The sequence below is a fragment of the Streptomyces sp. NBC_01298 genome (assembly GCF_035978755.1).
In the GTDB taxonomy this organism is placed as follows: Bacteria; Actinomycetota; Actinomycetes; order Streptomycetales; family Streptomycetaceae; genus Streptomyces.
On record NZ_CP108414.1, the window covers coordinates 5,266,179 to 5,290,367 of the forward strand.

Here is a 24,189-nt window from a genome sequence, read left to right on the forward strand (position 1 = left end):
GTAAGGCCGAAGCCCCGTAAGGCCGAAGCGGCGGCGGACCCGGTGGGGGTCCGCCGCTTACTTCGTCGGCTTCTTGCCCGTGATGCCCAGGTGGACCAGGAGCGCCAGGTTCGGCTTCAGTTCCGCCTGCTTGACGCCCCAGGTCTGGAACCCCTTCTGGTGCGAGGCGACCGCCGCCAGCATGGCGACCAGCGAACCGGCCATCGCCGCCGGACTCACGTCCTTGTCGACCTTGCCCTTGGCCTGGAGCTCCTTCATCGACTCCGTGAGGGAGTTGGTGACGGAGTTCAGGATCTTCATGCGGATCTTGTAGAACCGCTTGTCCCCCTCGGCCGCGCCGAGGTCGACGACCCGCAGGATCGCGTCGTTGCGCCGCCAGAACTCCAGGAAGCCGTCCACGAGTTCCTCTGCCGCCGCCCAGCCCGCCTTGCCGACCCACGCGCGCCCCTCGACCAGTGAGGTCAACTGGGCGCCCTCGTTGGCCATGCGCTCCGCGATCTCCAGGACGGCGCCTTCGACGTCCGGGAAGTACTGGTAGAAGGTCGCGGGGGAGGTACCGGCCTTGCGGGCGACGTCGATCACTTTGACGTCGCGGTACGGCGAGGAGCTGAGCATCTCGCTGAGGCAGTCGAGCAGCTTCTGCCTCGTCGCCTGACCGCGCCGGCCGGCAACGCGACCGTCGACGGTGCGTACTTGTCCTGTCATGCCGTCAGCTTACCGAGGGGTGATCGGCGCGCGATTCGGCCGCCTGCAAATGGGGTTACGGGACGCCTGGCCTGGGCGTACCGCGCTCCCGGCCGGTCACAGCGAGCGATTCCGGCCGGGTGGGCGCCCCGGGCGCGCCGTCCGGCTTCGGCGCCTATCCCCCGAATAGTCTTATCAACAGGCTGTGGACAAGTTTTCGGGCACATCATGATCCGGAGGACATGGCTGGGCGAGCGAGGCAGAACGTGCGCGGAGGGTGCACACCCTTGCACACCCCCGCACAACGGAAGGAACCGGGCTCATGGCCGCATTCGCGGAAGGCGCACCCTGCTGGGTCGACGCCTCGCTGCCGGACGTGGAAGCCGGCAAGCGCTTCTACGGTGAGCTCTTCGGGTGGACCTTCGCTGACAGTGCGGGAGCCGCGTACGGCCACTACACCCAGGCCTACAGCCGCGGCCGCAACGTCGCCGCCCTCGCCCCCAAGCCCGACGGGCGCATGCCGACCGTCTGGGGGATCTACCTCTACACCACCGACGCGTACGCCTGCGCCCAGCGCATCCGCGCCGCCGGCGGCCAGATGGTGATGGACCCGATGCCGGTCGGCCCCTACGGGACCGCCGCGATGGCCGCCGACCCCGGCGGGGCCGTCTTCGGGCTGTGGCAGCCCGGCACCCACCACGGCTTCGACGCCCAGAACGAGCCCTACACGTACTGCTGGTCCGAGGTGTACACCCGGGCCCGCGACGCCGTGGACGTCTTCTACGCCAAGGTCTTCGGCTACGTCCCCGAGGACCAGAACGACGACGTGTCGGGCATCGAGTACCGCGTCTGGTCCCCGCCCGGCACCGCGCCGGGCTCGGAGACCGCCGTCCTGGGGCGCAGCCTGATCACCGACGCCTTCCCGGAGATCATGCCCGCGCACTTCCTCGCGTACTTCGCCGTCCCGGACTGCGACCAGTCCGTGGCGATGGTGCAGCGCCTCGGCGGCCGGGTGACCGCCGACCCCTTCGACACTCCGTACGGGCGCATCGCGGTGGTCGCGGACAACCAGGGCGCGGTCTTCGGCCTGCTCTCGGAGCCGCGGACCAGGACGGGCCGCTAGCGGCTGGCTGCCAGCCGGTCCCGGTCCCGTACGTCCTACGGCTTCACGGTGACGTCGTCCCGGCGGCTCTCGGCGTCGAAGTGCTTGCCGTCCGCGTCGCGGTAGCGGGCGATCCAGGCGCCGGTGCCCTCGGCGGTGAAGGCGTGGGAGAAGTCCCCGGCCTCGGTGGTCACCGAGTGGCCCTTGTAGACGTACTCCTGGCTGCCGGCGGGCTGGAAGTAGAACAGCACGAGCTGGCCGCCGTAGGCCTCCTCCGGGGTCCCGTGCCGCAGGGTGCCCTTGACGGAGAAGGTCTCGCCCTCGCGCAGCGGCTCCGGCCCCGCGTTGAACCTCGTGAACTCCGTCGCCGTCCGGGTCAGCCGCACCGGCTCGGTGACGGAGCCCTGCATGCGCGCCGCCGCGGCGTAGCGGAGCCGCCAGTAGCCGTCCGCCTCGCCCGGCAGGGTCTGCTCGAAGCGGGCGGAGACCAGATCGACGGTGAACACGTTGCGCGTCTTCCAGTCCGTCTTGCCGTCGGCCGAGTACTGCACCTCGATCAGGGTGGGGGCCGGGCTGAGCGGCTTGTGGGCGAGGCCCCCGGTGAAGGTCACGCCGGCGGCGCCGATCGTCGTCTTGACCTCCGTGAAATAGCTGACCTCGACGACCTCGACCTTGGTGGCCGCGCTGACGTACCGCAGCCACGGGGACCTGCCGCCCGCCCACGTGGTCTTCACCGGGCCGCGGTGGACCGTCATCAGCTGCCGCTCGAACCGGCCGTCCGCCGTCGTCTTCGGCTCACCGGTGAGGTCCGCGAGCATCGCCGTGCCCTCGGGGACGGGCCTCCGCGTGCCGTCCGCGGCGGTCCTGAGGGCCTGGCCCGTGATCTTGGTGGTGGTTCCGTAGCGGGCCTTGATCTTCCGGGACTCGGGGTCGAGGACGATCTCGGCCTTCTGGCGGACCGCGCGGGCGGTCTCGCTGCCGCTTCCGGGGCTCAGGTCCGGGGTTTCCAGGACGTCGACGCGCACATCGGTGTGGTCCTCCGTGCCCCGGAAGGCGAACGGAGCGGAGACGTGGCCCCGCGCGTCGGTGGTCGCCTCCTGCGAGGTGCGGTCGCCGGAGATGAGGACCTTGGTGTTCTTCAGCGGTGCGGTCGCCCCGGTGCGCGGGTCGAGGGTGGTGACGTCCGCGGACACGGTGGTCCCGAGCTGGTCGAGGGACACCCCGTCCGCCGCGTCCACGTTGCCGACCACCGAGCGCAGCCGGTAGTCGAAGTCCCCGCAGACGACGGGCCCGGCGGCGGAGCCGAGTTCGAGCGTGTACATCCCGAGCGCGGCCGGCTTGAGCGGCTCCGAGACCAGCTGGAAGTCGGGGAAGACGCCGTCCGGGTCGGTCACCTTGCGGAACGTGTCGACGGAGGCCACGCGCAGCCCCGTCTTCTTGTCCCGCAGGTGGACGACGAGGCCTTCGGGCACGCCCGTCCCGTCCTGCGCGCTGTGGACGCTGAGGGATCCGTCCTGCTTGGCGTACATGTCCGGCGGGCAGACGGGGGGCGCGGGGGCCGCGGGGGCCGCGGGGACCGCGGCGGATCCGGGGGAAGGATCGACGTCGGGGACGGACGACGCACCCGGTGCGCCGGACCCGCCGGTCCCCTCGGCCGCGGCGTGCACCGACCCCGGCACGGCCAGGCCCCCGATCAGCGCAGTGGCGGCGACTACGGCCGAAGTCAAACGGTGACGCACGGATCCCCCCGGACCTTGAACGAGACGAGCTGAACGGGGGCTTAGACCCCTGGCACCCGCGATGGGTTGTACGCCTCTCCGTACGCCTTTCCGTACACCCTTCCGCGCGCCTCTCCGCACGCCTTTCCGTACGGGTTTCCCTACGTACTTTCCGTACGGGCCGCGGGTTCAGCGCGCGCTCGTCCCGCAGCGGCCCGTCCGGCCCCGGCCCGGCTCGCCCGCCGTGCCGGGGCCGGACCAGGCGCGGGCCTGACAGAATCGGGGGTGCGCGACCCGGGCGGCCCCCGGGGGTGAGACGCTGCACGGGGCACGGCCCCGCGGCGGCTCGCGCGCATCCGGTGACGTGACGGCGATGACGGCGACGCCACCGGCGACGGCTGGAAGAGCGGGGACCGCGTAGGACCCCGTACGGGGATGGGTGTGGAGGCGAGTGGTGGAGCAGCTGACGCAGCACGACCCGAGACGGATCGGCCCCTTCGAGGTGCTGGGACGGCTCGGCGCCGGCGGCATGGGGCTGGTCTATCTCGCCCGGTCGGCGTCCGGACGCCGGGTGGCGATCAAGACGGTGCGCACCGAACTCGCCGAGGACCAGCTGTTCCGGGTCCGTTTCACCCGTGAGGTGGAGGCGGCCCGCGCCGTCTCCGGCTTCTACACCGCGGCCGTGGTCGACGCCGACCCGCGCGCGGCCGTGCCGTGGCTGGCCACCGCGTACGTACCGGCGCCCTCCCTGGAGGAGATCGTCCACGAGTGCGGGCCCATGCCCGCCCAGGCCGTACGGTGGCTCGCCGCCGGCATCGCCGAGGCGCTCCAGTCGATCCACGGGGCGGGCCTGGTCCACCGCGACCTGAAGCCCTCCAACGTGCTCGTCGTCGAGGACGGCCCGCGCGTGATCGACTTCGGCATCGCCAGCGGGGTCTCCAACACCCGCCTGACCATGACGAACGTCGCCGTCGGTACCCCCGCCTACATGTCGCCGGAGCAGGCCAAGGACTCGCGCAGCGTCAAGGGCGCCAGCGACGTGTTCTCGCTCGGCTCCACGCTGGTCTTCGCCGCCACCGGGCATCCGCCGTACCACGGGGCGAACCCGGTGGAGACGGTCTTCATGCTGCTGCGCGAGGGCCCCAACCTGGACGGGCTCCCCGACGAGCTCCGCCCGCTGATCGACTCCTGCATGCAGATGGACGCCACGCAGCGGCCGACCCCGGCCGACCTGCAGGCGCAGCTGGCCCCGCACCTCTTCGAGGGCGGCGACGAGAGCGGTACCGCCTCGGCGTGGCTGCCCGAGCGGGCCGTCGCGATGATCGAGGCCCGGCGGGCCGGCCACCGCAACGCGGCCGCCGCGGCCGCCGCCGCGGCGGTGCCGAAGCCGGCGCTGCCCCGGGCCGGGATCTCCGCGCCCATCGAGAGCGCCGGTCCGGCCGCCGGTCACGGGTCCGGTCCCGCCTCGGGGCCCGCCACGCACCGCCGCCAGCGCGGCGGAGCCGACCCCTGGACCGACCCGCGCACCGGCCAGGCCGTCCCGCAGCGCCCCGAGCACCCGCCGATGGCGCCCTCGGGCGAGCCCGTGCGGCTCGGCGGCTCCCCGGTGCCGATCGGCCCGGGCCCGCAGGCCTCCGCTTCCGCGCCGGCCGCCCACGCCGCCGCCGCGGACTCCGCGACCGGCTGGATCCGGCCGCCCGCCGGCACCCCGGTGGCGGGCCCCGCGCCCTCGGTCCTCGTACCGAACCCGGGCCCGGCCCCCGACAGCGGCCGGTGGCGGCCCTGGCGGTTCCGGATGTCCAACGAGGTCTGGGGCACTCCGACCGTCGCCGGCGACCTGCTCTACGTCACCTCCTTCGAGGTGCACGCCCTGGACGTGGCCAGCGGCCGCCGCCAGTTCAAGACCCGCGACGTCGCCTGGTCCATGGCCGTCTCCGACGGGCGCATCCACGCCTCCGACGGCCCCTCCCTCTACGCGCTGGACGCCACCGACGGCTCCGAGCGCTGGCGGCTGTCCGCCGACGCCTGGGTGTACGCCCTGCGCGCCGAGCGGGGCACCGTCGTCACCGCCACGCGCGGAGGCGGCGTACAGGCCTGGGAGTCGTCCAGCGGGCACAAGCTGTGGGAACTGACCGGCGCGCAGAGCGAGTTCGAGACCACCGAGGCGGCTCCCGTCCTGCACGACGGCACGGTCTACGTGTGGCAGGACGCCCGGCTGCGCGCCCTCGACGCCCGCTCCGGCCGGGAGTCCTGGTCCTACCCGATCGGCGACTCGGCCTCCTGCGGGAACGTGCCCGTACGGGTCACCCCCGCCCCCGACGGCAACGTCTACGTGGCCGCCGGCACCCGGGTGATCTCCATCGACCGGGCCTCGGGCCGGGTCCGCTGGCACTTCGAGGCCCCCGCCGTGTTCCTCGCGCCCCCGGCCTTCGCCCCCGGCGCGGCCGTCACGGGCGGCGGGGTCTACCTCGCGGACTACCTGGGCACCGTCTACGCCCTGGACGCGGCCACCGGCAAGGACCGCTGGCGCATCGCCACCGAGCCCCGGCAGTCCGCCGACCCGGTCCTGGTCGCCGCGGGCAACGTCCACCTGGCCGCGGGCAGCGCGGTGTACACGCTCGACGCGGTCACCGGCACCCCGAAGTGGCGGTTCGCGGCGGGCGGGGAGATCACCGGAGCCCCGGCGGTCGCGGACGGCCGCGTGCACTTCGGATCCGCCGACCACTGCCTGTACACCCTCGACGCGTCGGGCGGCCAGCTCCGCTGGAAGCTGGCCACGGGCGGGGAGATCACCGGAGCCCCGGTGGCCGAGGCGGGCGTGGTCTACGCGTGCAGCAAGGACCGCTGCGTCTACGCACTGGACGCCGCCAAGGGCACGGGAACCCGTACGGGAGGCTGACGCGGCTCAGCCGCCGCCTGAGCTGCGGCTGAGCCGTTCGGGGGCCCGGTCGCGGCCCGGTCGCGGCCCCCTCGGGGTCGCGCACCGCACGAGGAGTGACAGGATGGACCCCATGAGCAACGTATTCTTCGACATCAACATCGACGGCAAGCCCGCCGGTCGCATCGTCTTCAACCTCTTCGACGAGGTCGTCCCGAAGACCGCCCAGAACTTCCGCGAGCTGTGCACGGGCCAGAACGGCTTCGGCTACGCCGGCTCCGGCTTCCACCGCGTCATCCCGCAGTTCATGCTGCAGGGCGGTGACTTCACCAACCACAACGGCACGGGTGGCAAGAGCATCTACGGCGAGAAGTTCGCCGACGAGAACTTCACCCTGAAGCACGACCGTCCGTACCTGCTGTCGATGGCGAACGCCGGCCGCAACACCAACGGCTCGCAGTTCTTCATCACCACCGTCGTCACCGGCTGGCTCGACGGCAAGCACGTCGTCTTCGGCGAGGTCACCGAGGGCAAGGAGATCGTCGACGCGATCGAGAAGCTCGGTTCCCCCTCGGGCTCCACGCGCAGCAAGATCGAGATCGCGGCTTCCGGCGTCGTCGAGGCCTGATCTCCACCCCGCCCGCAACGGCTGGCCGGCCCCGCCCCCTCAGGGGGACGGGGCCGCCGTCATGTCAGGAGGCCCGGGCCGCCGGGTGGACGGCCGACGGTTTACGAGTGGTCCTTCGGCGGAGGCGGCCAGGCCGACGGGGCCGGGGGATGGGCGGGGTCCTCGACCGGCGTCGGGTCGGGCTCCGCGTACGGCTCCGCGTACGGCTCCGCGTACGGCTCCGGGGCCGTCTCCCGGGCGACCCGGTCGCGGCGGCGGGGCCGGCCGCTCATCACGGCCGCCGCGAGGATGAGCAGGGCGCCCGCGCCGAAGGCGTTGGCGAGGCCGTCGCCGAGTCCCTCGCCGTCGCCGCCGCCGACCGAGAGGCTCCCCGCGGCCTGCCCCTGGCGGACCATCCACAGCACGGCGAAGCCGAGGACGACGACCCCGGAGAAGGCCATGAGCAGCCGGGAGCGCAGCACGATGGCGACCAGCGCGAGTACGGCGGCGAAGAGGAACGGCAGCAGCAGCGAGCCCAGCAGGGCGGCCTTGTCGTCGGTGATCCCGGCGGAGTCGAAGAGTTCCTCGATGCGGTAATCGCGTCCGTGACGGCCGTCGTACCAGGCGCGGAAGGGGCTCCAGACGGCGGCCGTCGCTCCGATCAGACCCATGAGCGAGCCGAGTACGTTGCGGATCATGCCCGGCCCTCCGGGGGGAGTGGGTCTGGATCTCGATCCCGACGCTACGCCCGCCCCCGGAGTCCCGCACGCGGAGTCCCGCCCCGCCGCTACGAGGGCAGCGCCGGCGGGAAGACCCGTAGGACCGGCGCCCCGGCCAGCAGGGACGCCGTACGGGACAGGGCCTCCGTCAGGTGCGGGGAGGCCAGGTGGGCCTCCCAGGAGGCGGCGTCCGCCCACTCCTCCAGGATGACCCAGGTGCCCGGGGCGGTCGGGTCCTCGTACGCGCGGTAGGAGACGTTGCCGGCTTCCGCCCGGGTCGGCGCGACCAGGGACAGGGCCTGGGAGCGGACCTCCGCCTCCAGACCGGGCCGGGCCTGGAGGCGGGCGATCGCGGTGATGACGCCGGCGTCGTCGGCGGTGGTGTTGGCGGTGGTGTCGGCGGTGGTGTTGGTCCCGTCGGTCATGCTGTGTCCCCCCGGAGAGCGGCCGAGCGCGTTCGCGGCTCGTGGCGGCCACCGTACCGGTGCGCTTTCCGCCGCCTGATAGCGTGCCGCCGGTTGTCCAACGGGGAGGGGTTCAGGCCATGGTGGTCACGGGGCGGCGGGTCAGGCTCACGGCGGTACTGGTGGGCGTGGTGCTCGCGTTGACGGGGTTCTCGTCGACGGGCGGCAGCGGCGGCAAGGGTAAGAGCAAGAGCAGCGGGGGCGGCTGCTCCAGTTCCAAGAGCAAGTCGAAGAAGAAGAGCTACAGCGGCACGGGCGGCGGCGGGAGCGGCAGCGGCTCCACGGCGACGCCCACGGCCACGGCGACCGAGACCCGGCCGCTCGCGCACGCCGAGGTCGTCACCTGCGCCGGGCCGTCCGTCGCGAAGGCCACCGTCAAGGTCACCTCCGACGCGACGTCCGGGCACACCTTCCGCGTCCCGCTGGTCTTCGAAGGGGCCTCCGGTCGGGTCGACTCCGGCTCCGTGGACCTCACGCTCAAGGCGGGCGAGAGCCGGACGGTCGACCTGCCGATGACGAGCGCGGCCAAGGCGGGCGAGGTCCGGCGCTGCACCGTGGGCCCGGTCCAGACCCTCTCGACCGCGTCGCCGACCCCGACCTCTACGTCCGGCTCGGGGACCTCGGGGTCCACGACGGGCGGCAGCACCGGCGGCAAGACGCCGAGCAAGCCGAAGCCCAGGTCGACGAGGAAGACCCGCTAGCGGCGCCGGGCCCGCCCCGCACGACGGGTCCGGGCCCGGCACCTCAGCGGATCGGGCACCTCAGCGGATCCGGGGCTCCGGTCCCGCCCCGCTGCGTCGCCCGGCGAACAGCTCCGCCTGCCGTTCGGGCGGCAGGTTCCCCAGGGCCACCAGCCCCGGAGCCTGCGCCAGCGCCTGCTGGAGGGTGGCCTGCTTCGCCGCCCACAGGGACCGTACGGTGCCCTGCACGGCCTCCGTCGGGAAGCCGGCCAGCGTCTGCGCCGCCCGCAGGGCCGCCGGGAGCAGCGCCTCGGGCTCCGCCAGCTCCGAGACCAGGCCGATCTCGTACGCCCGCCGCGCGGAGAGCCGTTCCGCCGTGCCCATCAGGGACATGCGGGCGGCCTCGCCGAAGGGCATGCGCTGCGCCATGTAGATCGCCTCGTACGCGCTGACCATGCCGTAGCTGGTGTGCGGGTCGAAGTAGGTCGCGGAGGCGGAGGAGATGATGAACTCCGATTCGCCCAGCAGGTAGAACGCCCCGCCGCAGGCCATGCCGTTGACGGCGGCGACCACCGGCTTCCACAGGTCGTTCGCCTTCGGCCCGATGGCGACGAGCGGGTCGTCCACCGAGTACGGCGAGGACGGCTGCGGCACCTCCACGCCCCGGTCGATCCCGGTACAGAAGGCCGCCCGCCCGGCGCCCGTCAGGACGATCGCCCGTACGTCGTCCTCGTAGCGGAGCTCCCGCCACACGGCCGCGAGTTCGGCGGCCGTCGCCAGATCGATCGCGTTGTGCTTGCGCTCCCGGTCCAGGGTGACGACCGCGACCCCGGTGGCCTTGTCCCGCTCCACCCGCAGTCCGGGTGCCCGGTCGGCGGCCGTCAAGACTTCTCCAGCACCCAGCGCGGCACCGCGATCCCGCCCGTCTCGGTGAACACCACCTGGACCCGCGCCCCGATGCGCAGCCGCGCCGGGTCCATCGAGTCCAGCGGGGCGTCGGCGGAGGTGACGAGATTCCCGACGAGGCGGATCTGCGGGGCGTCGGCCAGCTCCACGAGGATCACGTTGTACGGGGCCTGCGCGGCGTACGCGGGCAGCAGTGGCGGGTGCGGCCGTACGTACGACCAGATCCGGCCCCGGCCGCTCATCCGGCGCCATTCGGAGTCGAAGGACCGGCAGTGCGGGCAGCAGGGGCGGGGCGGGAAGCGCAGTTTCCCGCAGTCGGGCGCCGCGCAGGCCTGGATGCGGAGTTCGCCCTGGGCGGCGTACTCCCAGAAGGGGGCGCCGTCCTCGTCGGGGACGGGGAGGAGCAGCTCGTCCGCGGAGGTGGTCGTGGTCGTGGTCTGCGTGGTCATGGATTCCTCGGCTCCTCAGGCTCGCAGCAGGATGGCGGACGTGGGGACACCCTCACCGGCGGTGACCAGGCAGGTCGCGGCGTCGGGCACCTGGGCGGTGGAGATCCCGCGGAGCTGCTTGACGCCCTCGTTGATCAGGTTGAAGCCGTGCACGTAGGCCTCGCTGAGGCCGCCGCCACCAGTGTTGATGGGGAGCCGGCCGCCCATCTCCAGGGCCCCGCCCTCGGTGAAGGCGGCTCCCTCGCCGCGCCCGCAGAAGCCGTAGCCCTCCAGGGAGAGCGGGATCAGCGGGGTGAAGGCGTCGTAGATCTGGGCGACGTCCACGTCCTGGGGGCCGAAGTCGGCCTGCTTCCACAGGTGTCGGGCGGCGGTCCAGGCGGGGCCGGACAGCGGGTCGTCGTTCCAGTAGTTGACCATGCCGTGGTGCTGGGAGGGCAGGCCCTGGGCGACGGAGTGGACGTAGACGGGCTTCTGGCGGCAGTCGCGGGCGCGCTCGGCGCTGACGATGACGCAGGCCAGCGCGCCGTCGGTCTCCAGGCAGTTGTCGAAGAGGCAGAGCGGGTCGCTGATCATGCGGGCGGTCATGTACATCTCGCGGGTCAGCGGGCGTTCGTACATCATCGCGGCCGGGTTCTCGTTGGCCCGGTTGCGGCAGGCCATCGCGACGTTGAAGAGGTGGTCGCGGGTGGCGCCGTACTCGTGCATGTAGCGGCGGGCCAGCATGCCGATCTCGTCGGCGGGCCGCAGCAGGCCGAAGGGGCGCGTCCACTGGCCGGGGGTGGGGAGCTGGACGGCCGTGTTCTTCCACGGCCGCGGCCCCGAGCCGCGCTTGCGCGAACGCCAGGCCACGCCGACGCTCGCCTGGCCGGTGGCGACGGCGGCGGCCAGGTGGCCGACGGTGGCGCAGGAACCGCCGCCGCCGTAGCCGATCTTGGAGAAGAAGGTGACGTCGCCGGCGCCGATGCCCTTGGCGACCTCCACCTCGTCGGTCTCCTCCATCGTGTAGGAGGAGAAGGCGTCGACCTCGGACGGGTCTATGCCCGCGTCGTCGAGCGCCGCCAGGATGGCCCGGCAGGCCAGTTCCTTTTCGGACTGCGGCAGTTGTTTGGCAAAGGCGGTCTGCCCGATGCCGACTATCGCCGTAGCGTCCTTGAGCGTTGCCGCCATCGCCACCTCCGGGGTGCACCAGTACTGACAGCCGCGAAGGCTACAGCTAATCTGACGGATAGTCAGCTACTGGTGTTGCAGGGAAGGGCGGACGATGACCGAGGACGAGGACGAGCGCGGGCGCGGGATCGTGAACACGGTGGCCGCGACGGACACGGTGGCGGCGACGAACGTCACGGAGGAAGCGACGGCCACCCCGGAGGACGGCCGGGCCGATCTCGCCTGGACCAGCATCGGCGGACTCGTCCGGCACGCCGCCGCGCGCTACGCCGGCCGCGAGGCCGTCGTCGACGGGCGGGTCCGGATCGACTACGCGCAGCTCGGCGAGCGCGTCGAGCGGGCCGCCGCCGCCTGCATGGCCGCCGGCGTGGAACCGGGGGACCGGGTCGCCGTCTGGGCGCCCAACACCCTCGAATGGATCGTTTCCGGCCTCGGCGCCGTCTCCGCCGGAGCCGTCCTCGTCCCCCTCAACACCCGTTTCAAGGGCTCCGAAGCCGCCTACGTCCTCCAGCGCAGCCGCGCCCGGCTCCTCTTCGTCACCGGCACCTTCCTCGGTACCTCCTACGTCGCCTCCCTGCGCCGAGCCGCCGCCGAAGGCGAGGGTTCCGGGCCGCTGCCCGGCCTGCCCGACCTGGAGCAGGTCGTCGTCCTGTCCGAGGACGCCCCGGATTCCTTCCGCACCTGGAAGGAGTTCCTGACCGGCGGCGACTCCGTATCCGCCGAAGCCGTGCGCGCCCGTACGGACGCGATCCCCGCCACCGCCCCCTCGGACATCATCTTCACCTCCGGCACCACGGGCAGCCCCAAGGGCGCCGTGATCTCCCACGCCCAGTCCCTGCGCTGCTACGAGGTGTGGAGCGAGCTCGCCGGTCTGCGCGAGGGGGACCGCTACCTGATCGTGAACCCCTTCTTCCACACCTTCGGCTACAAGGCCGGGGTCATCGCCTGCCTGATGCGCGGGGCCACGATGGTCCCCCAGCCCGTCTTCAACGTGGACACAGTCCTGGCCAACATCGCCGCCGAGCGGATCTCCGTACTCCCCGGCCCGCCCACGCTCCACCAGTCCCTCCTGGACCACCCCCAGCGCGACCACCACGACCTCTCCGCCCTGCGCCTGGTCGTCACCGGAGCGGCCGTCGTCCCGCTCCAGCTCGTGGAACGGCTGCGCGGCGAGCTGCACATCGGCACCGTCCTCACCGCGTACGGGCTCTCCGAGGCGAGCGGCATCGTCACCATGTGCCGTCGCGGCGACCCGGCGGAGATCATCGCGTCGACCTCGGGCCGGGCCATCCCCGGGACCGAGGTCAGGATCGTGGACGCGGACGGCGAGCCCCAGCCCACGGGCCGGGCCGGGGAGGTGTGGGTGCGCGGCCACAACGTCATGCGCGGCTACTTCGAGGACCCGGCCGAAACCGCCGAGGCCATCACCCCCGAGGGCTGGCTCCGTACCGGGGACGTCGGCGTCCTCGACGCCGCCGGGAACCTGCGCATCACCGACCGGATCAAGGACATGTTCATCGTCGGCGGCTTCAACGCCTACCCCGCCGAGATCGAACAACTCCTCGGCCTGCACCCGGACATCGCCGACGTCGCGGTGGTCGGAGTCCCCGACCCGCGCCTGGGCGAGGTGGGCAAGGCGTACGCGGTCCGCCGCCCGGGGGCGGTCCTCACGGCCGACGACCTGATCGCGTGGTCACGGCGTGAGATGGCCAACTACAAGGTCCCCCGCGAGGTGGAGTTCGTATCCGAACTCCCGCGCAACGCGAGCGGCAAGGTCCTCAAACGCGAACTCCGCACCCGCTGACGCCTCTGACGCCTCTGACGCCGCGGACACCGCCGACGCCGGACGGCCCCGGGCGGAGGGGGATCGGCGCCTGGTAGCGTCGCTCTCTTCGGCCGGGGAGACCCGCTGGAGTCTCGATGGGACGCACGATGACTTCTCCGGATGACGAGGGCGATGTCCTCGCCGCCGCGGTGGCGAGGGTCGCGACGGCCTTCGGCGGCATGACGGCCCGAGCGGACGAGGCCGGGTGCGGCCGGTGCTTCGGCGAGGTCGAGGTCGAGCTGCTGCGGACCCCTGACGCCCCGCTCCCGACGGATCTCGTCCGCCGGGTCGCACAGAAGGATCCCTTCCACTGGAGCGACCAGCCCGCGATCATCCGTCGAGCCCTGCCGCAGCTCGTCGTGATGCTGGCCGGGGGTGCGGACGAGCCCGCTCTCATGGCCCGCGGACTGGCCGCCGCCGGGTGGTCGCGGTGGCCCCGGGAGCAGGCCGGGGCCGTGTCCGGTTTCCTGGAGGCCTGGTGGACCCGGTCCCTGCGGACGGAGTCGCCGCCGACCCGGGTGGACGAGGTCTTCGAGAGCTGCGCGACCGCGAGTTCCTCGGTCACCCCGTGGCTCGCCCGCTGGGAGGCGGAGAGGGGCACGATCGCGCGCCGCCACCTGACGGAGAGCGCCGACCGGTGGCGGGAGGAGCTGGCGTACGACGACTCGCTGTCGCCGTTCTGGTGGTGGTGGGGCACGGAGGCGGAGAGCCAGGCCGCCTGGCGGGAGGTCAGGACATGGCTGGCCGCTCGAACCCGGGCATGACCTCGCGGGGGCGCGGGTCGGCAGCGCGGTCATCCTGAACGGTCAGTCCGTCTCCCCGGAGCGCGTGGCGACGCGGCGGCCGGCCGCTTCGCGCTTCGAGAGGCGGGCGTGCTCGCGGTCGGCCCAGCGGCGGACCCGGTCGGGGTCCAGCGGGGCGCCGTGGCCGACATGGAGCCGGCCGGGGTTGAGGTCGAGCATCTCGCGGAGGCTGACGAGATTGCGCCACGGGTCGTCGTGGAACGGCGGGTTGGCCGGCTTGCCCGGGATGAGGCCCATGAAGGAGTTGGCGACCAGGTCCCCGGCGACGAGGTCCCCGTCGTCGGTGAGCACGGAGACCGACCCGGCGGTGTGTCCGGGAGTGGGCATGATGCGGCCCGCGATCCCGAAGTCCTCCAGGGAGGTCTCGCCGCGGATCAGGACCTGGGGTTCGACGGGCTCGGCCCGGACGTGCAGCTCCTTGTTCCGGTCCATGATCCGGCCCATCGGGCCGGTGGGCAGGTACGGCTCGCGCACCCGGCCGCTGCGGTACGGGCCGAGGTCGGCGATGTGCCCGGCGACGGGAGCACCGGTGAGACGGTGCAGTTCGGCGGCGGACCCGAAGTGGTCGATGTGCCCGTGCGTCAGGACGATCAGCGAGACGTCGCGGGGGTCCACTCCGTGCTCGGTGATCCGGTCGTGGATCTTCTGCCCGCTGCCGGGTGTCCCGGCGTCGACGATCACGGGCCTGCGCCCCAGGATCAGGTAGGCGTTGATCGCGGTACGGCCCATGACGGGGATGGGGATGACCTTCGTAAGGGACACGGTGTCCTCCGTGAGGTGAGGTGAGGTGAGGTGGGGCGAGGCGACTGGGGCGCTGCGGGCATGCGGGCATGCCGGGGATCCGCCGGGCGACCGTTGGACGGTGCGGGCGGGGGCGGATGGCGTAGGGGAAGAGGGACTAGGGGAAGAGGGACTACCGGAACCGGCGCCGGTACTCCGCGGGTGTGGTCCCCAGCCGGCGCTGGAAGGAGCGGTGCAAGGTCTCCACCGAACCGAGCCCGCTGGCCGCCGCGACCTCCGGGAGGCCGCCGTCGCCCTCCTCCAGCAGCCGCCGGGCGGCTTCCAGGCGGGCGAATTCCACGTAGGCGGCCGGCGTGCTGTCCGTACGCAGCCGGAACAGCCGGGAGAAGTGCCGCACGCTCAGGTGCAGTCGAGCGGCCAGGGCCTCCGCGGAGAGGTCCTCGGTGAGGTGGTCGGCGATCCACACGCGCAGGTCGTCGATCCGGTCGCCGGACGTCGCTGGGGCGGAGAGCGGAACGCTGAACTGGCTCTGTCCGCCCGAGCGTTTGACGTACATGACCATCATCCGCGCGGTGGCCAGGGCAAGGGCCTGGCCGTGGTCCTCGGCGACCATCGCCAGCGCCATGTCCAGCCCCGAGGTGATACCGGCGCAGGTCCACACGCTCCCGGACCGGATGAAGATCGGGTCGGGATCCACCGCGACCGCGGGATGGTCGGCGGCCAGCCGTGCGGCGGTGAGCCAGTGCGTCGTGGCGGAGCGTCCGTCCAGTAGGCCCGCGGCGGCCAGCAGGTGCGCTCCCGCGCAGATCGACCCGGTCCTGCCGGCCGGAGGCGCCGCGTCACGCAGCCAGTCGGTGACCACGCCGTCGATCACCGGTTCCACCCGGTCGCCCACCCGGTTGACCGCACCGGCCACGAGCAGGGTGTCGACCCGGCCGTGCACCTCGTCCAGGGCCAGGTCCGCCAGCAGCCTGACACCACTGGAGGTGGTCACCGGCCCGCCGTCGGCGGTGGCGATCTGAACGAGATAGCCGGGGCTGTTGCTGTTACTGCGGTTACTCCTGTTACTGGCGGCGACCCGTGTGGCGACGGAGAACACCTCGGCCGGGCCGGTGACGTCGAGCAGTTCGGTACCGGGGAAGGCCACGACGACGACTCTGTGCGGTAAGGGCATGCGCTGATCCTCGCGCCCCGCAGTGATGGCCGCAATGACGAGGTTCTGTCAGATCCGGACACGGCTGGTCCGATCGGTCGGATCTGACGGTGGGTCGCGCCGGGACACTCCGGGCGGCCGTGGAGCCGGGGCTAGTAATGGGTCGCCCCCCATCCATGAGCCCCGCACTCCGACCCAGGAGCCCCCATGCGCCCCATCAGAACAGCCGGTCTCGGCGTGGCCACCGCACTGGTCGCCCTTCTCGCCTGCGCCCCCCTCGCCTCCGCCCACGACAACGACAAGGGCAACGGAAACGGAAACGGAAACGGCAAGGGCCAGGTCATCACCCTCACCGGCCGGCTAGCGGAGCAGTCGCGCTTCCCCGTCAACCCCGGCGGCGCCGCCGCCCAGGGCGACCGGACCGTCTTCCGCTCGATCCTCTTCGACAAGGACGGCAACCAGGTCGGCGAGACCGGCGGTACCTGCACGACCACCCGGGTCGACAACGGCGGAGCCGAGGCCTGCGTGGTCACCTACAGCCTCCCGGGCGGCCAGATCGCCGCCCAAGGCATGGTCTTCGGCCACCTCGTCCCGGGCCCTCCGCCCGCCTTCGACAACGCGATCACCGGCGGCACCGGAAAGTACGACCGGGCCCGTGGTTCGATCCACGCCGAGACGATCGCTCCGGGCGAGCGGCGCTTCACGATCGACCTCGAGCGCTGACCCTCCCTGAGCACTGCATCCCCTGCACTTGACCCCGGGCGTCGGACTGCGAAAGGCACGCTGGCAGTCCGGACAGATCACGAAGGGGTCCGGCGGTACGAAGGCAGGCGCGCGGGGCACCGGCACCAGCGACGGTGGCAACTGGGCCGTGAGCCGGTGGGCGATCAGCCCGGCCGGATTGCGCAGCCCCACCGGCAGCTTCGCCGTGAGGGAGGCCACCATGGCCTGCACCCCCGCCCCGCGCTCCAGCCAGGCCTCGACCCCGCCCGCGAGGTACCGTACGTCCCGCTCCCCGAGCAACAGCCGCGGATCGACCCGCCGCAACTCCGCGAGCACCTCACACGCGAGCCGCCGCCGCCCGGGATCGTCCGGCACCCGTGGCACGGGCAACCGCCCGGCGGGCGCGGCCTTCACCTCTACATCGGTTGCCGCGTCGGTCTCCACAGGCGCAGCGGGCTCAGGGGAAGCGGCCACCGGCGGTGTCTCCGGGGCGGCCCCCTCTGACGCCATGGCTGCGTGCTCGTGCTCGTGCCCGTGCCCGTGCCCACGACGCGCCGCCACGACAACGGCGGCCCGGGGGTGGTTGTAGGACACCGTACGGGTGACGATCTGCCCACCCGGCAGGTTCTCCAGGGACCGGTCCAGGTACCCGAACGCCACCAGCTCCCGCAGCCCGTTGGAGATGGAGGTCTCCCCGAGCGGCAGCCGTCTGACCAGGTCCTTGATGCCGATGGGAGTCCCGCTCGGCAGCGACTGGATGTAGATCCCCAGGATCCGTGCGACCGCCGACATCTCGGGATGCTGAATGAGGTCGTTGCTCACGACGGTGAACCGCCCGGTGAGCCGGACGTTGGCGTGCCGAACGCCGTATGTCGCGCGCGAGGGCGCGGTAAAGTGCACCGAAGCCATGGGGAAGGGTCTACTTCCTCGTTGGTCAGGCCCTCGACCGGGATTCCCGTCCCGCCGGGGGCCGTCTCATTCTCTGAGTTGTCGGGGCGAGCATATGCCAGACAACCACCGCGAAATCCACCTCAGTTGGCCCATTCACTCGTGTGAGTGAGCGCCGCCCGGCGGGAGGCTGGAGGGGTCTGGGAAGAGGTCTTTCCCCAGGTACTTCAGACCAAAAGAAGCATCGCGCCCCACCGGGTCGCGGCCGGCCGCGTCCCGGTAGGTTCGGTCTCCAGAACCCAAGTTCGAGACAGGCGGGACCGGCGTGATCATCGCGGAAGAGGCAGAGTTCGACCCCCGGGAGATATTCGAGCTCTACGACTCGGTCGACTGGCAGGGCTACACCCGCGACCCCGAAAAGCTCTACCGCGGCCTGGCGAACTCGCACTTGGTCATCACCGCCAGGAACGAGTCCGGCGCGCTCCTGGGCCTGGCCCGCACCCTCTCCGACGACGAGGCGATCTGCTACGTACAGGACCTGCTGGTCAACCCCAAGTACCACCGCCAGGGAATCGGCCGGAACCTCATGGAGCACTTGAAGCAGCGATACGCGCACTGCCGCTTCTTCCTCCTCTCGACCGACCACGAGTCAACCCCGGAAGGCCCCCGCAACCACGCCTTCTACCGCTCCCTCGGCTTCCTCTCCTACGAGGAAAAGAAAATGTCGGCCTTCGGCCTCCCACGGGTCCGCTGAGCGGCACCCCCACGGCTCAGCGAACGACGGGCCCGCGCCCGGCCCTCGGTCGGCCCGTGAAGGGTGCCGGGGTGAAGCGGCCCCAGGCTACGAAGGCGGCCAGGAGGACGTAGGTCAGGTGGTCGGGCCTGACATCGCAGACGGCGTGGTCCGGGCGGTCCATGCCGTGTCCGACCCCGACAAGCTCGGCCACCTCGGCCCGGTCTCCGACATCGGCCGCCTGCCGGCGAGGGAGTGGCGGTACGGGTCAGGCCGGGCGGCGGGCCAGGACCAGTCGCCAGCTCGGCGTGCCGTCCGGGCGGCGGCCGAAGTGGTCCAGGGGGAGCGTCTCCACCGTGAACCCGGCGGCGCGCAGGTCCGTACGGACTCCGCCGAGCGGGAAGGTGCGGTAGTACATGACGAACGGCGGGCGCCAGACGGCGTTGCGCACGCGCATCGCCGCGTCGAAGCCGGACAGGGCCCACCACGCCGGGCGGCTCGGCGGGATCGGGGCGCCGATCGGGAAGGCGAACACGCCGCCGGGGCGCAGGGCCGCGTGGACCCCGGAGAAGACCGCGGGACGCTCCGCCGGGAGGAAGTGGCCGAAGGCGCCGAAGCTGACGGCCAGGTCGTACGAGTCCCCGAGCGCGGCGGGCAGGGAGCGCGCGTCGGCCCGTAGGAGGTCCACCCGCTCCTCGGGGTGGGCGAGCCCGGCCTCGGCGAGCATGCCCGAGCTCAGGTCCACCCCGGTCACCCGCCCCCGGCACAGCCGCCGCAGCATGCCGAGGCCCGCGCCCGTGCCACAGCACACGTCGAGTCCGGCGTCGAAGGGGCCCTCGTGGCGGGCGAGCGTCTCCTCGACGGCGTCGAGCATCCGGTCGGGGGTGCGGAAGGGGGTGTGGTCGAACTTCGGGGCCAGCAGGTCGTAGCCCCGCTCGATGGAGGACAGGGCCTGTACGGCCAGTTCGCGGAGGGTCGGGCCCTGGGAGGTGAACACACGGTCAGCCTAGTCAGCGAGGGCGCGCCCGCCTGGCATTTCGGGCCCTTCGGCCCCGGGCAAAACGGGCATCCCGTGACGTAGGGTGAATCAAAGCGTTTTACCAACCCTTGGGGATTCCGTGGTCAATGCCATACGAAGTGAGGTGCCGGGCCGGAGCGTGGGCCAGGGCATGATCCACGGCGTCGGCCACGGGCACGGCAAGGGCCCCGACCACGGGCACGGCAAGGGCCCCGACCACGGGCCCGGCAAGGGCCAGGGCCACAGCAGCGGCAGTGCCCTGGAGAAGACCCTGCGGATCACCGAGGCGCTGACCGCGTTCGGCGGCCCGCACCGGCTCGCGGAACTGTCCGCCGCCGCCGGGATACCCAAATCCAGCACCTACCGGATCCTGGTCTCCCTCGTCGAGCAGGGCTACGCCGTCACCGACGGCGAGGGCAGCTACGGCGTCGGCCTGCGGCTGCGCACCCTGGCCGCCGAGATCTCCGCCGACCGGCCCGAGGGCATCGTCGAGCTCCTCGAATTCCTCCAGAAGTGCACCGGCCAGGCCGTCCACCTGGCCCTGCGCAGCGGCAACGCCCTCACGTACATCCGCAAGATCGAGAGCTCCGGGTCCCACCGGACCTCCTCGCGCGTCGGCATGCGCGTCCCCCTGCACACCACCGCGATCGGCAAGGCCGTCCTCGCGCACCTGCCGCCCGAGGAGATCGAGGGCGTCCTGCGGCCCCTCACCGGCCGGGAGGGCCTCGCGGACGAACTGCGGACGGTCCGGGAGCTCGGCTACGCCGTCGACGACGCGGAGCACGACCGCTCGGTCCGCTGCCTGGGCGCGCCGGTCTTCGACCGTGCGGGCCTGCCGGTGGGCGGGGTCAGCCTGACCACCGCCGCCTCGCTGAACACGCGGGCGGAACTGGAGCGGTTCTCGCCCGCGCTGCTGGAGGCCGCGCGGGGCGTCCAGCGGCTGCTCCAGCTCGGCGGCTGAGCCCTCCCGCCGCGCCCCGCAGCCGCCCCCCGACCCCGCCCCGCCGATTGCGCGCGCACGCACGTGAGGCGGCCGCGGTGGTCCCCCTCCTGGCCACCGCGGCCGCCGTTCCCCCGTGCACCCCGTTGGTCCCCCGTGACCCCCGGTCCCCCGTGGTACGTACTGCGGTACGGCCCGGATCCCCCGTTCCCCCGTGTTCCCGGGCCGTACGCGTCTGTGAGTCCTGAGGACTACGCCCCCACCTACAGGCCGCCGCCGGCCGCGTGGTTGTCCATCGTCACGATGTCCTCGCCCGCGGCGTGGTTGTCGAGCGGCTTGATCTCCACGCCCGCGGCGTGGTTGTCCAGAGGTTTGATGTCGACATCCGAAAGCTGGTTGTCGAGCGGACCGGTTTCGCCGTCGGCCGGCTTGATGTTCTCGTTCGTCGTCATCGGTTCTCCTGATGGGTGGGTGGGTCCCGTTCGGCGATTCCCCCGCGGACCGCCGAACGGGTCGTCCTCCGATCGACCCGGGAGTGCCCCCCGACACGTCGAGTCGATGAACCCCATCCTGGCGGGTGGTGATAAACGAACGATGAACGCCTCGTTCAGCGAAGGGTCAGGCGCGGATCAGGCGCGGCTCGAGCGCGGCTCGGGTGAGGCTCAGGCGCGGCCCGGGTGAGGCTCAGGCGGCGATCTCCGTCGCCAACAGCGCCTGAACCTCCGCCAGTTCCGGCGACTTGAGCTGCGTGAACACCACCTCGGCGTCCCGCCAGCACACCCGCGCCCGGTCCCGCTGCCCCAACTGGCGCAGGGCCCGGCCGAGCACGGTCAGCACCCGGGCGCGATTCCACTCGCCGCCGATCCCCCGCAGGGCGATGGCCTGTTCGGCGTGCGAGGCCGCCAGCGTGGGCCGGCGCGCCGCCAGGTGGACCTTGGCGAGCCGGAAGTGCGTCACGCCCTCCCACAGGGGCTGCCGGTTCTCGTGGAACAGCGCCAGAGCGTCGTTGAGTTGGGAGTGCGCCTCGGAGAGCCGGTCGGCCTGTGTGAGGGCGATGCCCAGCGCGTAGCGGCCGTTGGCCAGGCGCAGGGTGAGTCCCATCCGGTCGTAGATGGCGATGCCCTGCTGGGCGAGGTCGATCGCGCTGGAGAGCCGGCCCTGCTCCACGTGGATGCGGGAGAGGTTGCACAGGGCGCTCGCCTCGCCGACGTGGTTCGCGTCGGCGCGGAAGTTCGCGATGGCCTCCAGCAGGTACCGTTCGCCGTCGTCGTAGCGGCCCTCGTAGATCGCGATGATGCCCCGGTCGTTGGGCGCCCAGCAGCTGGGCAGCACGTCCCCGGCCGTACGGGCGAGCGACGTGGCCCGGCTGGCCTCGGCGTCGGCCTCGGCGAAGCGGCCCGCGACCAGGTGGGTGTTGGTGAGCGTCGTACGGGCGCGCCCCTCGGCGTACGGGTCCTTCGCGGCCTCGGCGGTTTCGCACAGCGCGGTGGCGGCCGACTCGTACTGCTTGGAGTTGGCTCCCGACTCGGCGAGGTCCTTGGCCGCCCACAGCAGGTCCACGGCCCGGCGCAGCAGGTCGCGCCGCCCGGTCGTGCGTACGGCGGCCTGCCGTGCGCACGCGAGGAGCGGGTCGGCCTCGGCGTACAGCCAGTCCTGGGCGGAGTGCGGCTCGGTGAAGCGCAGGCCGGGGTGGCGCGTGGCCGACAGGTGGGCCACGAGCCGGTCTCCGGGCCGCTCCAGGGCGTACACCCCGGCGGCGGTGGCCAGGTAGAAGTCCAGCAGCCGGTCGAGGGCGCCGTCGCACCCGCTCGGCGGCTGCTCGTCGCGCTCGGCGCAGGCGCGCGCGTAGAGGCGTACGAGGTCGTGGAAGCGGTAGCGGCCGGGCGCGGCCGATTCGAGGAGGGAGCAGTCCACTAAGGCTTCGAGCAGGTCCTCGGTGTCGTGCTCCGGCAGGTCGAGTACGGACGCCGCGGCCGCGAGGGAGATGTCCGGCCCGTCGGGCAGCCCCAGCAGCCGGAACGCGCGCTGCTGCGCGGGCTCCAACTGCCCGTAGCCCAGCTCGAAGGTGGCCTTGACGGCGAGGTCGCCGGCCTGGAGCTCGTCCAGACGGCGGCGCTCGTCGGCGAGCTTGGCGGCGAGCACGGAGACGGTCCAGGTGCGGCGGGCGGCGAGCCGGGAGGCGGCGATGCGGATGGCCAGCGGCAGGAACCCGCAGGCGCCCACCACGTCGAGGGCGGCCTGGCGCTCGGCGCCGACCCGCTCGGCCCCGACGATCCGGGTGAACAGCTGGAGCGCCTCCTCGGGGCTCATCACGTCGAGGTCGACGAGGTGCGCGCCGGCCAGGCCCGCCATCCGGACGCGGCTGGTGACGAGGGCGGCGCAGCCCGCGGTGCCCGGCAGCAGCGGGCGGACCTGGGCCGCGTCGCGGGCGTTGTCGAGGAGGACCAGGACGCGCCGGCCGTCGAGGGTGGAGCGGTAGAGCGCGGCCCGTTCGGCGGGGGAGTCCGGGATCGAGGAGTCGGGGGTGCCGAGGGCGCGCAGGAAGGAGCCGAGGACGGCCTCGGGCTCGGCGGGGCGGGCCTCGGTGCCCTGGAGGTCGACGTAGAGCTGCCCGTCGGGGAAGTGCGGGCGGGCGGCGTGCGCGACGTGCACGGCGAGGGTGGTCTTGCCGACGCCGCCGATGCCGGCGAGGGCGGAGACCGCCATCACCTGCCCCTCGGCGCCGGAGAGGATCGCGCCGAGGTCCCGGACGAAGCTGGTGCGGCCGGTGAAGTCGGAGACCGTGGCGGGCAATTGGGCGGGCCTCACGTGTGCGGGGGCGGCCGCCGGGGCCGGGTCCTCGGCTCGGGCGAGCTCGGAGTCGGCGCGCAGGATGCGCTGTTGGAGCTCGGCGAGTTCGGGGCGCGGGTCGACGCCGAGTTCGTCGGCGAGGAGCCGGCGGGTGTCGGCGTACACGGCGAGGGCCTCGGCCTGGCGTCCGCTGCGGTAGAGGGCGAGCATCAGCAGCTCGCGCAGCCGCTCCCGCAGGGGGTGGGCGGCGGTGAGCGCGGTGAGCTCGGAGACGGCCTCGGCGTGGTGGCCGAGCTCCAGGTCAAGGTCGAGGCGGGTCTCCAGCAGCTGGAGGCGCCACTCGGCGAGCCGGGTGCGCTCGGTGTCGGCGTGCGGCCCGGGTACGCCGGCCAGCGGTTCGCCGTCCCAGACGTCCAGGGCGCGGGCGAGCAGCGTACGGGCGAGGGCGCGGTCGCCCTTGCCGGCGGAGGTGGAGGCGGGGGTGTGGGTGGGGGGAGTGGCGGGGGCGCCGTGCGTGCCGTGCGTACCGGCCGAGGCCGTTCCGGTGCCTTCGGCCTTCGGCCTGCCGGCGCGTGCGGCCTCGGCGTCGGCGGCGAGGGCCCGGGCGATGCCGAGGTCGAGGGCCTCGGGGTGGGGCAGGCGGATCGCGTAGCCGCCGGACTCGCTGACGAGGAGCCCGGGTTCGAGGATCTTGCGCAGGCGGGAGGCGTACGTACGGATGGTCGCGAGGGCCTGCTGCGGCGGGTCCTCGCCCCAGATGGCGTCGATGAGCTCGGGCGCGGTCGCGGTGCGGCCCTCGCGGAGCAGGAGCACCGCGAGCAGCGCCCGCTGCTGCGGGGTCCCGGAGCTCAGCGCCTCGCCGCCGCGCCAGGCCCGGATGGGGCCGAGCACGGAGAACCGGTTGCCGCCGGTGGCGGCGTTCGTCGCGGGGGCTGCGGGGGCGGTGGCTGCGGCGGGGGTCGGGGCCGCGTCGACGGCCTCGGCGGCGCGGGCTTCCGCGGCGGGCGCTGCTTCGCCGGCGGGGCCTGCTTCGGGGCCTGTTCCAGGGCCTGTTCCGGGGCCTGATCCTGCTCCGACGCCGGTTCCGACTCCGGTTCCGGCTACGGCGCCGACTCCGGCGGCTGCGGCAATGGCGGTGTCACCGGACTCGGGGTGGTTCCGCTGGTGCGGGATGGCCGGTGTGCCGTCCATCTGGTCTCCC

21 protein-coding genes are annotated in these 24,189 nt (G+C 72.9%); 9 read left to right on the top strand and 12 right to left on the bottom strand.

The window, feature by feature from the left end:
* Nucleotides 1-57: 57 nt before the first annotated feature.
* Nucleotides 58-705: a TetR family transcriptional regulator gene (locus OG730_RS23995; protein WP_250742709.1), complete on the bottom strand. Its 648-nt coding sequence runs from the start codon at nucleotides 703-705 to the stop codon at nucleotides 58-60.
* Nucleotides 706-1,006: 301 nt separating this feature from the next.
* Here OG730_RS23995 and OG730_RS24000 point away from each other — a divergent pair, with 301 nt between their 5' ends.
* A complete protein-coding gene (locus tag OG730_RS24000; RefSeq protein ID WP_327306170.1) occupies nucleotides 1,007-1,807 on the top strand; it encodes a VOC family protein in 801 nt (266 codons plus the stop codon).
* 35 nt (nucleotides 1,808-1,842) lie between these two features.
* Here OG730_RS24000 and OG730_RS24005 read toward each other — a convergent pair whose 3' ends face one another.
* Entirely contained in the window at nucleotides 1,843-3,513 is a 1,671-nt protein-coding gene (locus OG730_RS24005) for a hypothetical protein (protein ID WP_327306171.1), read from the bottom strand.
* Between the two features lie 445 nt (nucleotides 3,514-3,958).
* Here OG730_RS24005 and OG730_RS24010 point away from each other — a divergent pair, with 445 nt between their 5' ends.
* Both OG730_RS24010 and OG730_RS24015 read left to right on the top strand, forming a co-directional pair.
* The gene (locus OG730_RS24010; RefSeq protein WP_327306172.1) at nucleotides 3,959-6,403 is read left to right on the top strand and encodes a protein serine/threonine kinase AfsK; all 2,445 of its coding nucleotides are present in this window, start codon (nucleotides 3,959-3,961) and stop codon (nucleotides 6,401-6,403) included.
* Between the two features lie 112 nt (nucleotides 6,404-6,515).
* Nucleotides 6,516-7,010 carry a peptidylprolyl isomerase gene (locus tag OG730_RS24015; RefSeq protein ID WP_327306173.1) on the top strand — a complete coding sequence of 165 codons (495 nt, stop codon included), beginning with the start codon at nucleotides 6,516-6,518 and terminating at the stop codon, nucleotides 7,008-7,010.
* Between the two features lie 101 nt (nucleotides 7,011-7,111).
* On the opposite strand, the gene OG730_RS24020 is transcribed toward OG730_RS24015, so the two are convergent.
* Nucleotides 7,112-7,687 carry a hypothetical protein gene (locus tag OG730_RS24020; RefSeq protein ID WP_327306174.1) on the bottom strand — a complete coding sequence of 192 codons (576 nt, stop codon included), beginning with the start codon at nucleotides 7,685-7,687 and terminating at the stop codon, nucleotides 7,112-7,114.
* Between the two features lie 89 nt (nucleotides 7,688-7,776).
* Nucleotides 7,777-8,133 (bottom strand): putative quinol monooxygenase, encoded by a 357-nt coding sequence (locus OG730_RS24025; RefSeq protein WP_327306175.1) that lies wholly within the window; start codon nucleotides 8,131-8,133, stop codon nucleotides 7,777-7,779.
* 119 nt (nucleotides 8,134-8,252) lie between these two features.
* On the opposite strand from OG730_RS24025, the gene OG730_RS24030 reads away from it, so the two are divergent.
* Nucleotides 8,253-8,873, top strand: coding sequence for a hypothetical protein (locus tag OG730_RS24030; protein ID WP_327306176.1), 621 nt, complete (start codon nucleotides 8,253-8,255; stop codon nucleotides 8,871-8,873).
* A gap of 60 nt (nucleotides 8,874-8,933) precedes the next feature.
* On the opposite strand, the gene OG730_RS24035 is transcribed toward OG730_RS24030, so the two are convergent.
* Genes OG730_RS24035 through OG730_RS24045 form a run of 3 tightly spaced genes read right to left on the bottom strand, consistent with a single transcriptional unit; the run spans nucleotide 8,934 to nucleotide 11,374 of the window.
* Nucleotides 8,934-9,737 carry an enoyl-CoA hydratase/isomerase family protein gene (locus tag OG730_RS24035; protein WP_327306177.1) on the bottom strand — a complete coding sequence of 268 codons (804 nt, stop codon included), beginning with the start codon at nucleotides 9,735-9,737 and terminating at the stop codon, nucleotides 8,934-8,936.
* Entirely contained in the window at nucleotides 9,734-10,207 is a 474-nt protein-coding gene (locus OG730_RS24040; RefSeq protein WP_327306178.1) for a Zn-ribbon domain-containing OB-fold protein, read from the bottom strand. Before OG730_RS24040 ends, OG730_RS24035 begins: the two co-directional genes overlap by 4 nt.
* Before the next feature lie 15 nt (nucleotides 10,208-10,222).
* Nucleotides 10,223-11,374: a lipid-transfer protein gene (locus OG730_RS24045; protein WP_327306179.1), complete on the bottom strand. Its 1,152-nt coding sequence runs from the start codon at nucleotides 11,372-11,374 to the stop codon at nucleotides 10,223-10,225.
* 94 nt (nucleotides 11,375-11,468) lie between these two features.
* Here OG730_RS24045 and OG730_RS24050 point away from each other — a divergent pair, with 94 nt between their 5' ends.
* Both OG730_RS24050 and OG730_RS24055 read left to right on the top strand, forming a co-directional pair.
* Nucleotides 11,469-13,178 (top strand): FadD3 family acyl-CoA ligase, encoded by a 1,710-nt coding sequence (locus tag OG730_RS24050; RefSeq protein ID WP_327306180.1) that lies wholly within the window; start codon nucleotides 11,469-11,471, stop codon nucleotides 13,176-13,178.
* A 128-nt stretch (nucleotides 13,179-13,306) separates the two neighbouring features.
* Nucleotides 13,307-13,963: a hypothetical protein gene (locus tag OG730_RS24055; protein WP_327306181.1), complete on the top strand. Its 657-nt coding sequence runs from the start codon at nucleotides 13,307-13,309 to the stop codon at nucleotides 13,961-13,963.
* 42 nt (nucleotides 13,964-14,005) lie between these two features.
* On the opposite strand, the gene OG730_RS24060 is transcribed toward OG730_RS24055, so the two are convergent.
* On the bottom strand, nucleotides 14,006-14,764 hold the full coding sequence (locus OG730_RS24060) for an MBL fold metallo-hydrolase (RefSeq protein WP_327306182.1): 759 nt from the start codon (nucleotides 14,762-14,764) through the stop codon (nucleotides 14,006-14,008).
* Between the two features lie 151 nt (nucleotides 14,765-14,915).
* Nucleotides 14,916-15,917, bottom strand: coding sequence for a GlxA family transcriptional regulator (locus OG730_RS24065; RefSeq protein WP_327306183.1), 1,002 nt, complete (start codon nucleotides 15,915-15,917; stop codon nucleotides 14,916-14,918).
* Nucleotides 15,918-16,103: 186 nt separating this feature from the next.
* Here OG730_RS24065 and OG730_RS24070 point away from each other — a divergent pair, with 186 nt between their 5' ends.
* Both OG730_RS24070 and OG730_RS24075 read left to right on the top strand, forming a co-directional pair.
* Nucleotides 16,104-16,619 (top strand): allene oxide cyclase barrel-like domain-containing protein, encoded by a 516-nt coding sequence (locus tag OG730_RS24070; protein WP_327306184.1) that lies wholly within the window; start codon nucleotides 16,104-16,106, stop codon nucleotides 16,617-16,619.
* A gap of 1,213 nt (nucleotides 16,620-17,832) precedes the next feature.
* A complete protein-coding gene (locus tag OG730_RS24075) occupies nucleotides 17,833-18,261 on the top strand; it encodes a GNAT family N-acetyltransferase (protein WP_327306185.1) in 429 nt (142 codons plus the stop codon).
* A gap of 247 nt (nucleotides 18,262-18,508) precedes the next feature.
* On the opposite strand, the gene OG730_RS24080 is transcribed toward OG730_RS24075, so the two are convergent.
* Nucleotides 18,509-19,237, bottom strand: coding sequence for a class I SAM-dependent methyltransferase (locus tag OG730_RS24080; RefSeq protein WP_327306186.1), 729 nt, complete (start codon nucleotides 19,235-19,237; stop codon nucleotides 18,509-18,511).
* A gap of 160 nt (nucleotides 19,238-19,397) precedes the next feature.
* On the opposite strand from OG730_RS24080, the gene OG730_RS24085 reads away from it, so the two are divergent.
* Nucleotides 19,398-20,219, top strand: a complete 822-nt coding sequence (locus tag OG730_RS24085) for an IclR family transcriptional regulator (RefSeq protein ID WP_327306187.1) — start codon at nucleotides 19,398-19,400, stop codon at nucleotides 20,217-20,219.
* 242 nt (nucleotides 20,220-20,461) lie between these two features.
* Here the strand turns inward: OG730_RS24085 and OG730_RS24090 are convergent, their stop codons facing one another.
* The gene (locus OG730_RS24090; RefSeq protein ID WP_327306188.1) at nucleotides 20,462-20,650 is read right to left on the bottom strand and encodes a hypothetical protein; all 189 of its coding nucleotides are present in this window, start codon (nucleotides 20,648-20,650) and stop codon (nucleotides 20,462-20,464) included.
* Nucleotides 20,651-20,882: 232 nt separating this feature from the next.
* Entirely contained in the window at nucleotides 20,883-24,179 is a 3,297-nt protein-coding gene (locus tag OG730_RS24095) for an SARP-family global regulator AfsR (RefSeq protein WP_327306189.1), read from the bottom strand.
* Between the last annotated feature and the right edge of the window lie 10 nt (nucleotides 24,180-24,189).

Coding starts and splice junctions, on each gene's coding strand:
- OG730_RS24000 (WP_327306170.1), top strand. CDS start 1,007: ATGGCCGCATTCGCGGAAGGCGCACCCTGCTGGGTCGACGCCTCGCTG.
- OG730_RS24065 (WP_327306183.1), bottom strand. CDS start 15,917: ATGCCCTTACCGCACAGAGTCGTCGTCGTGGCCTTCCCCGGTACCGAA.
- OG730_RS24055 (WP_327306181.1), top strand. CDS start 13,307: ATGACTTCTCCGGATGACGAGGGCGATGTCCTCGCCGCCGCGGTGGCG.
- OG730_RS24020 (WP_327306174.1), bottom strand. CDS start 7,687: ATGATCCGCAACGTACTCGGCTCGCTCATGGGTCTGATCGGAGCGACG.
- OG730_RS24070 (WP_327306184.1), top strand. CDS start 16,104: ATGCGCCCCATCAGAACAGCCGGTCTCGGCGTGGCCACCGCACTGGTC.
- OG730_RS24095 (WP_327306189.1), bottom strand. CDS start 24,179: ATGGACGGCACACCGGCCATCCCGCACCAGCGGAACCACCCCGAGTCC.
- OG730_RS24030 (WP_327306176.1), top strand. CDS start 8,253: ATGGTGGTCACGGGGCGGCGGGTCAGGCTCACGGCGGTACTGGTGGGC.
- OG730_RS23995 (WP_250742709.1), bottom strand. CDS start 705: ATGACAGGACAAGTACGCACCGTCGACGGTCGCGTTGCCGGCCGGCGC.
- OG730_RS24045 (WP_327306179.1), bottom strand. CDS start 11,374: ATGGCGGCAACGCTCAAGGACGCTACGGCGATAGTCGGCATCGGGCAG.
- OG730_RS24040 (WP_327306178.1), bottom strand. CDS start 10,207: ATGACCACGCAGACCACGACCACGACCACCTCCGCGGACGAGCTGCTC.
- OG730_RS24090 (WP_327306188.1), bottom strand. CDS start 20,650: ATGACGACGAACGAGAACATCAAGCCGGCCGACGGCGAAACCGGTCCG.
- OG730_RS24015 (WP_327306173.1), top strand. CDS start 6,516: ATGAGCAACGTATTCTTCGACATCAACATCGACGGCAAGCCCGCCGGT.
- OG730_RS24050 (WP_327306180.1), top strand. CDS start 11,469: ATGACCGAGGACGAGGACGAGCGCGGGCGCGGGATCGTGAACACGGTG.
- OG730_RS24025 (WP_327306175.1), bottom strand. CDS start 8,133: ATGACCGACGGGACCAACACCACCGCCGACACCACCGCCAACACCACC.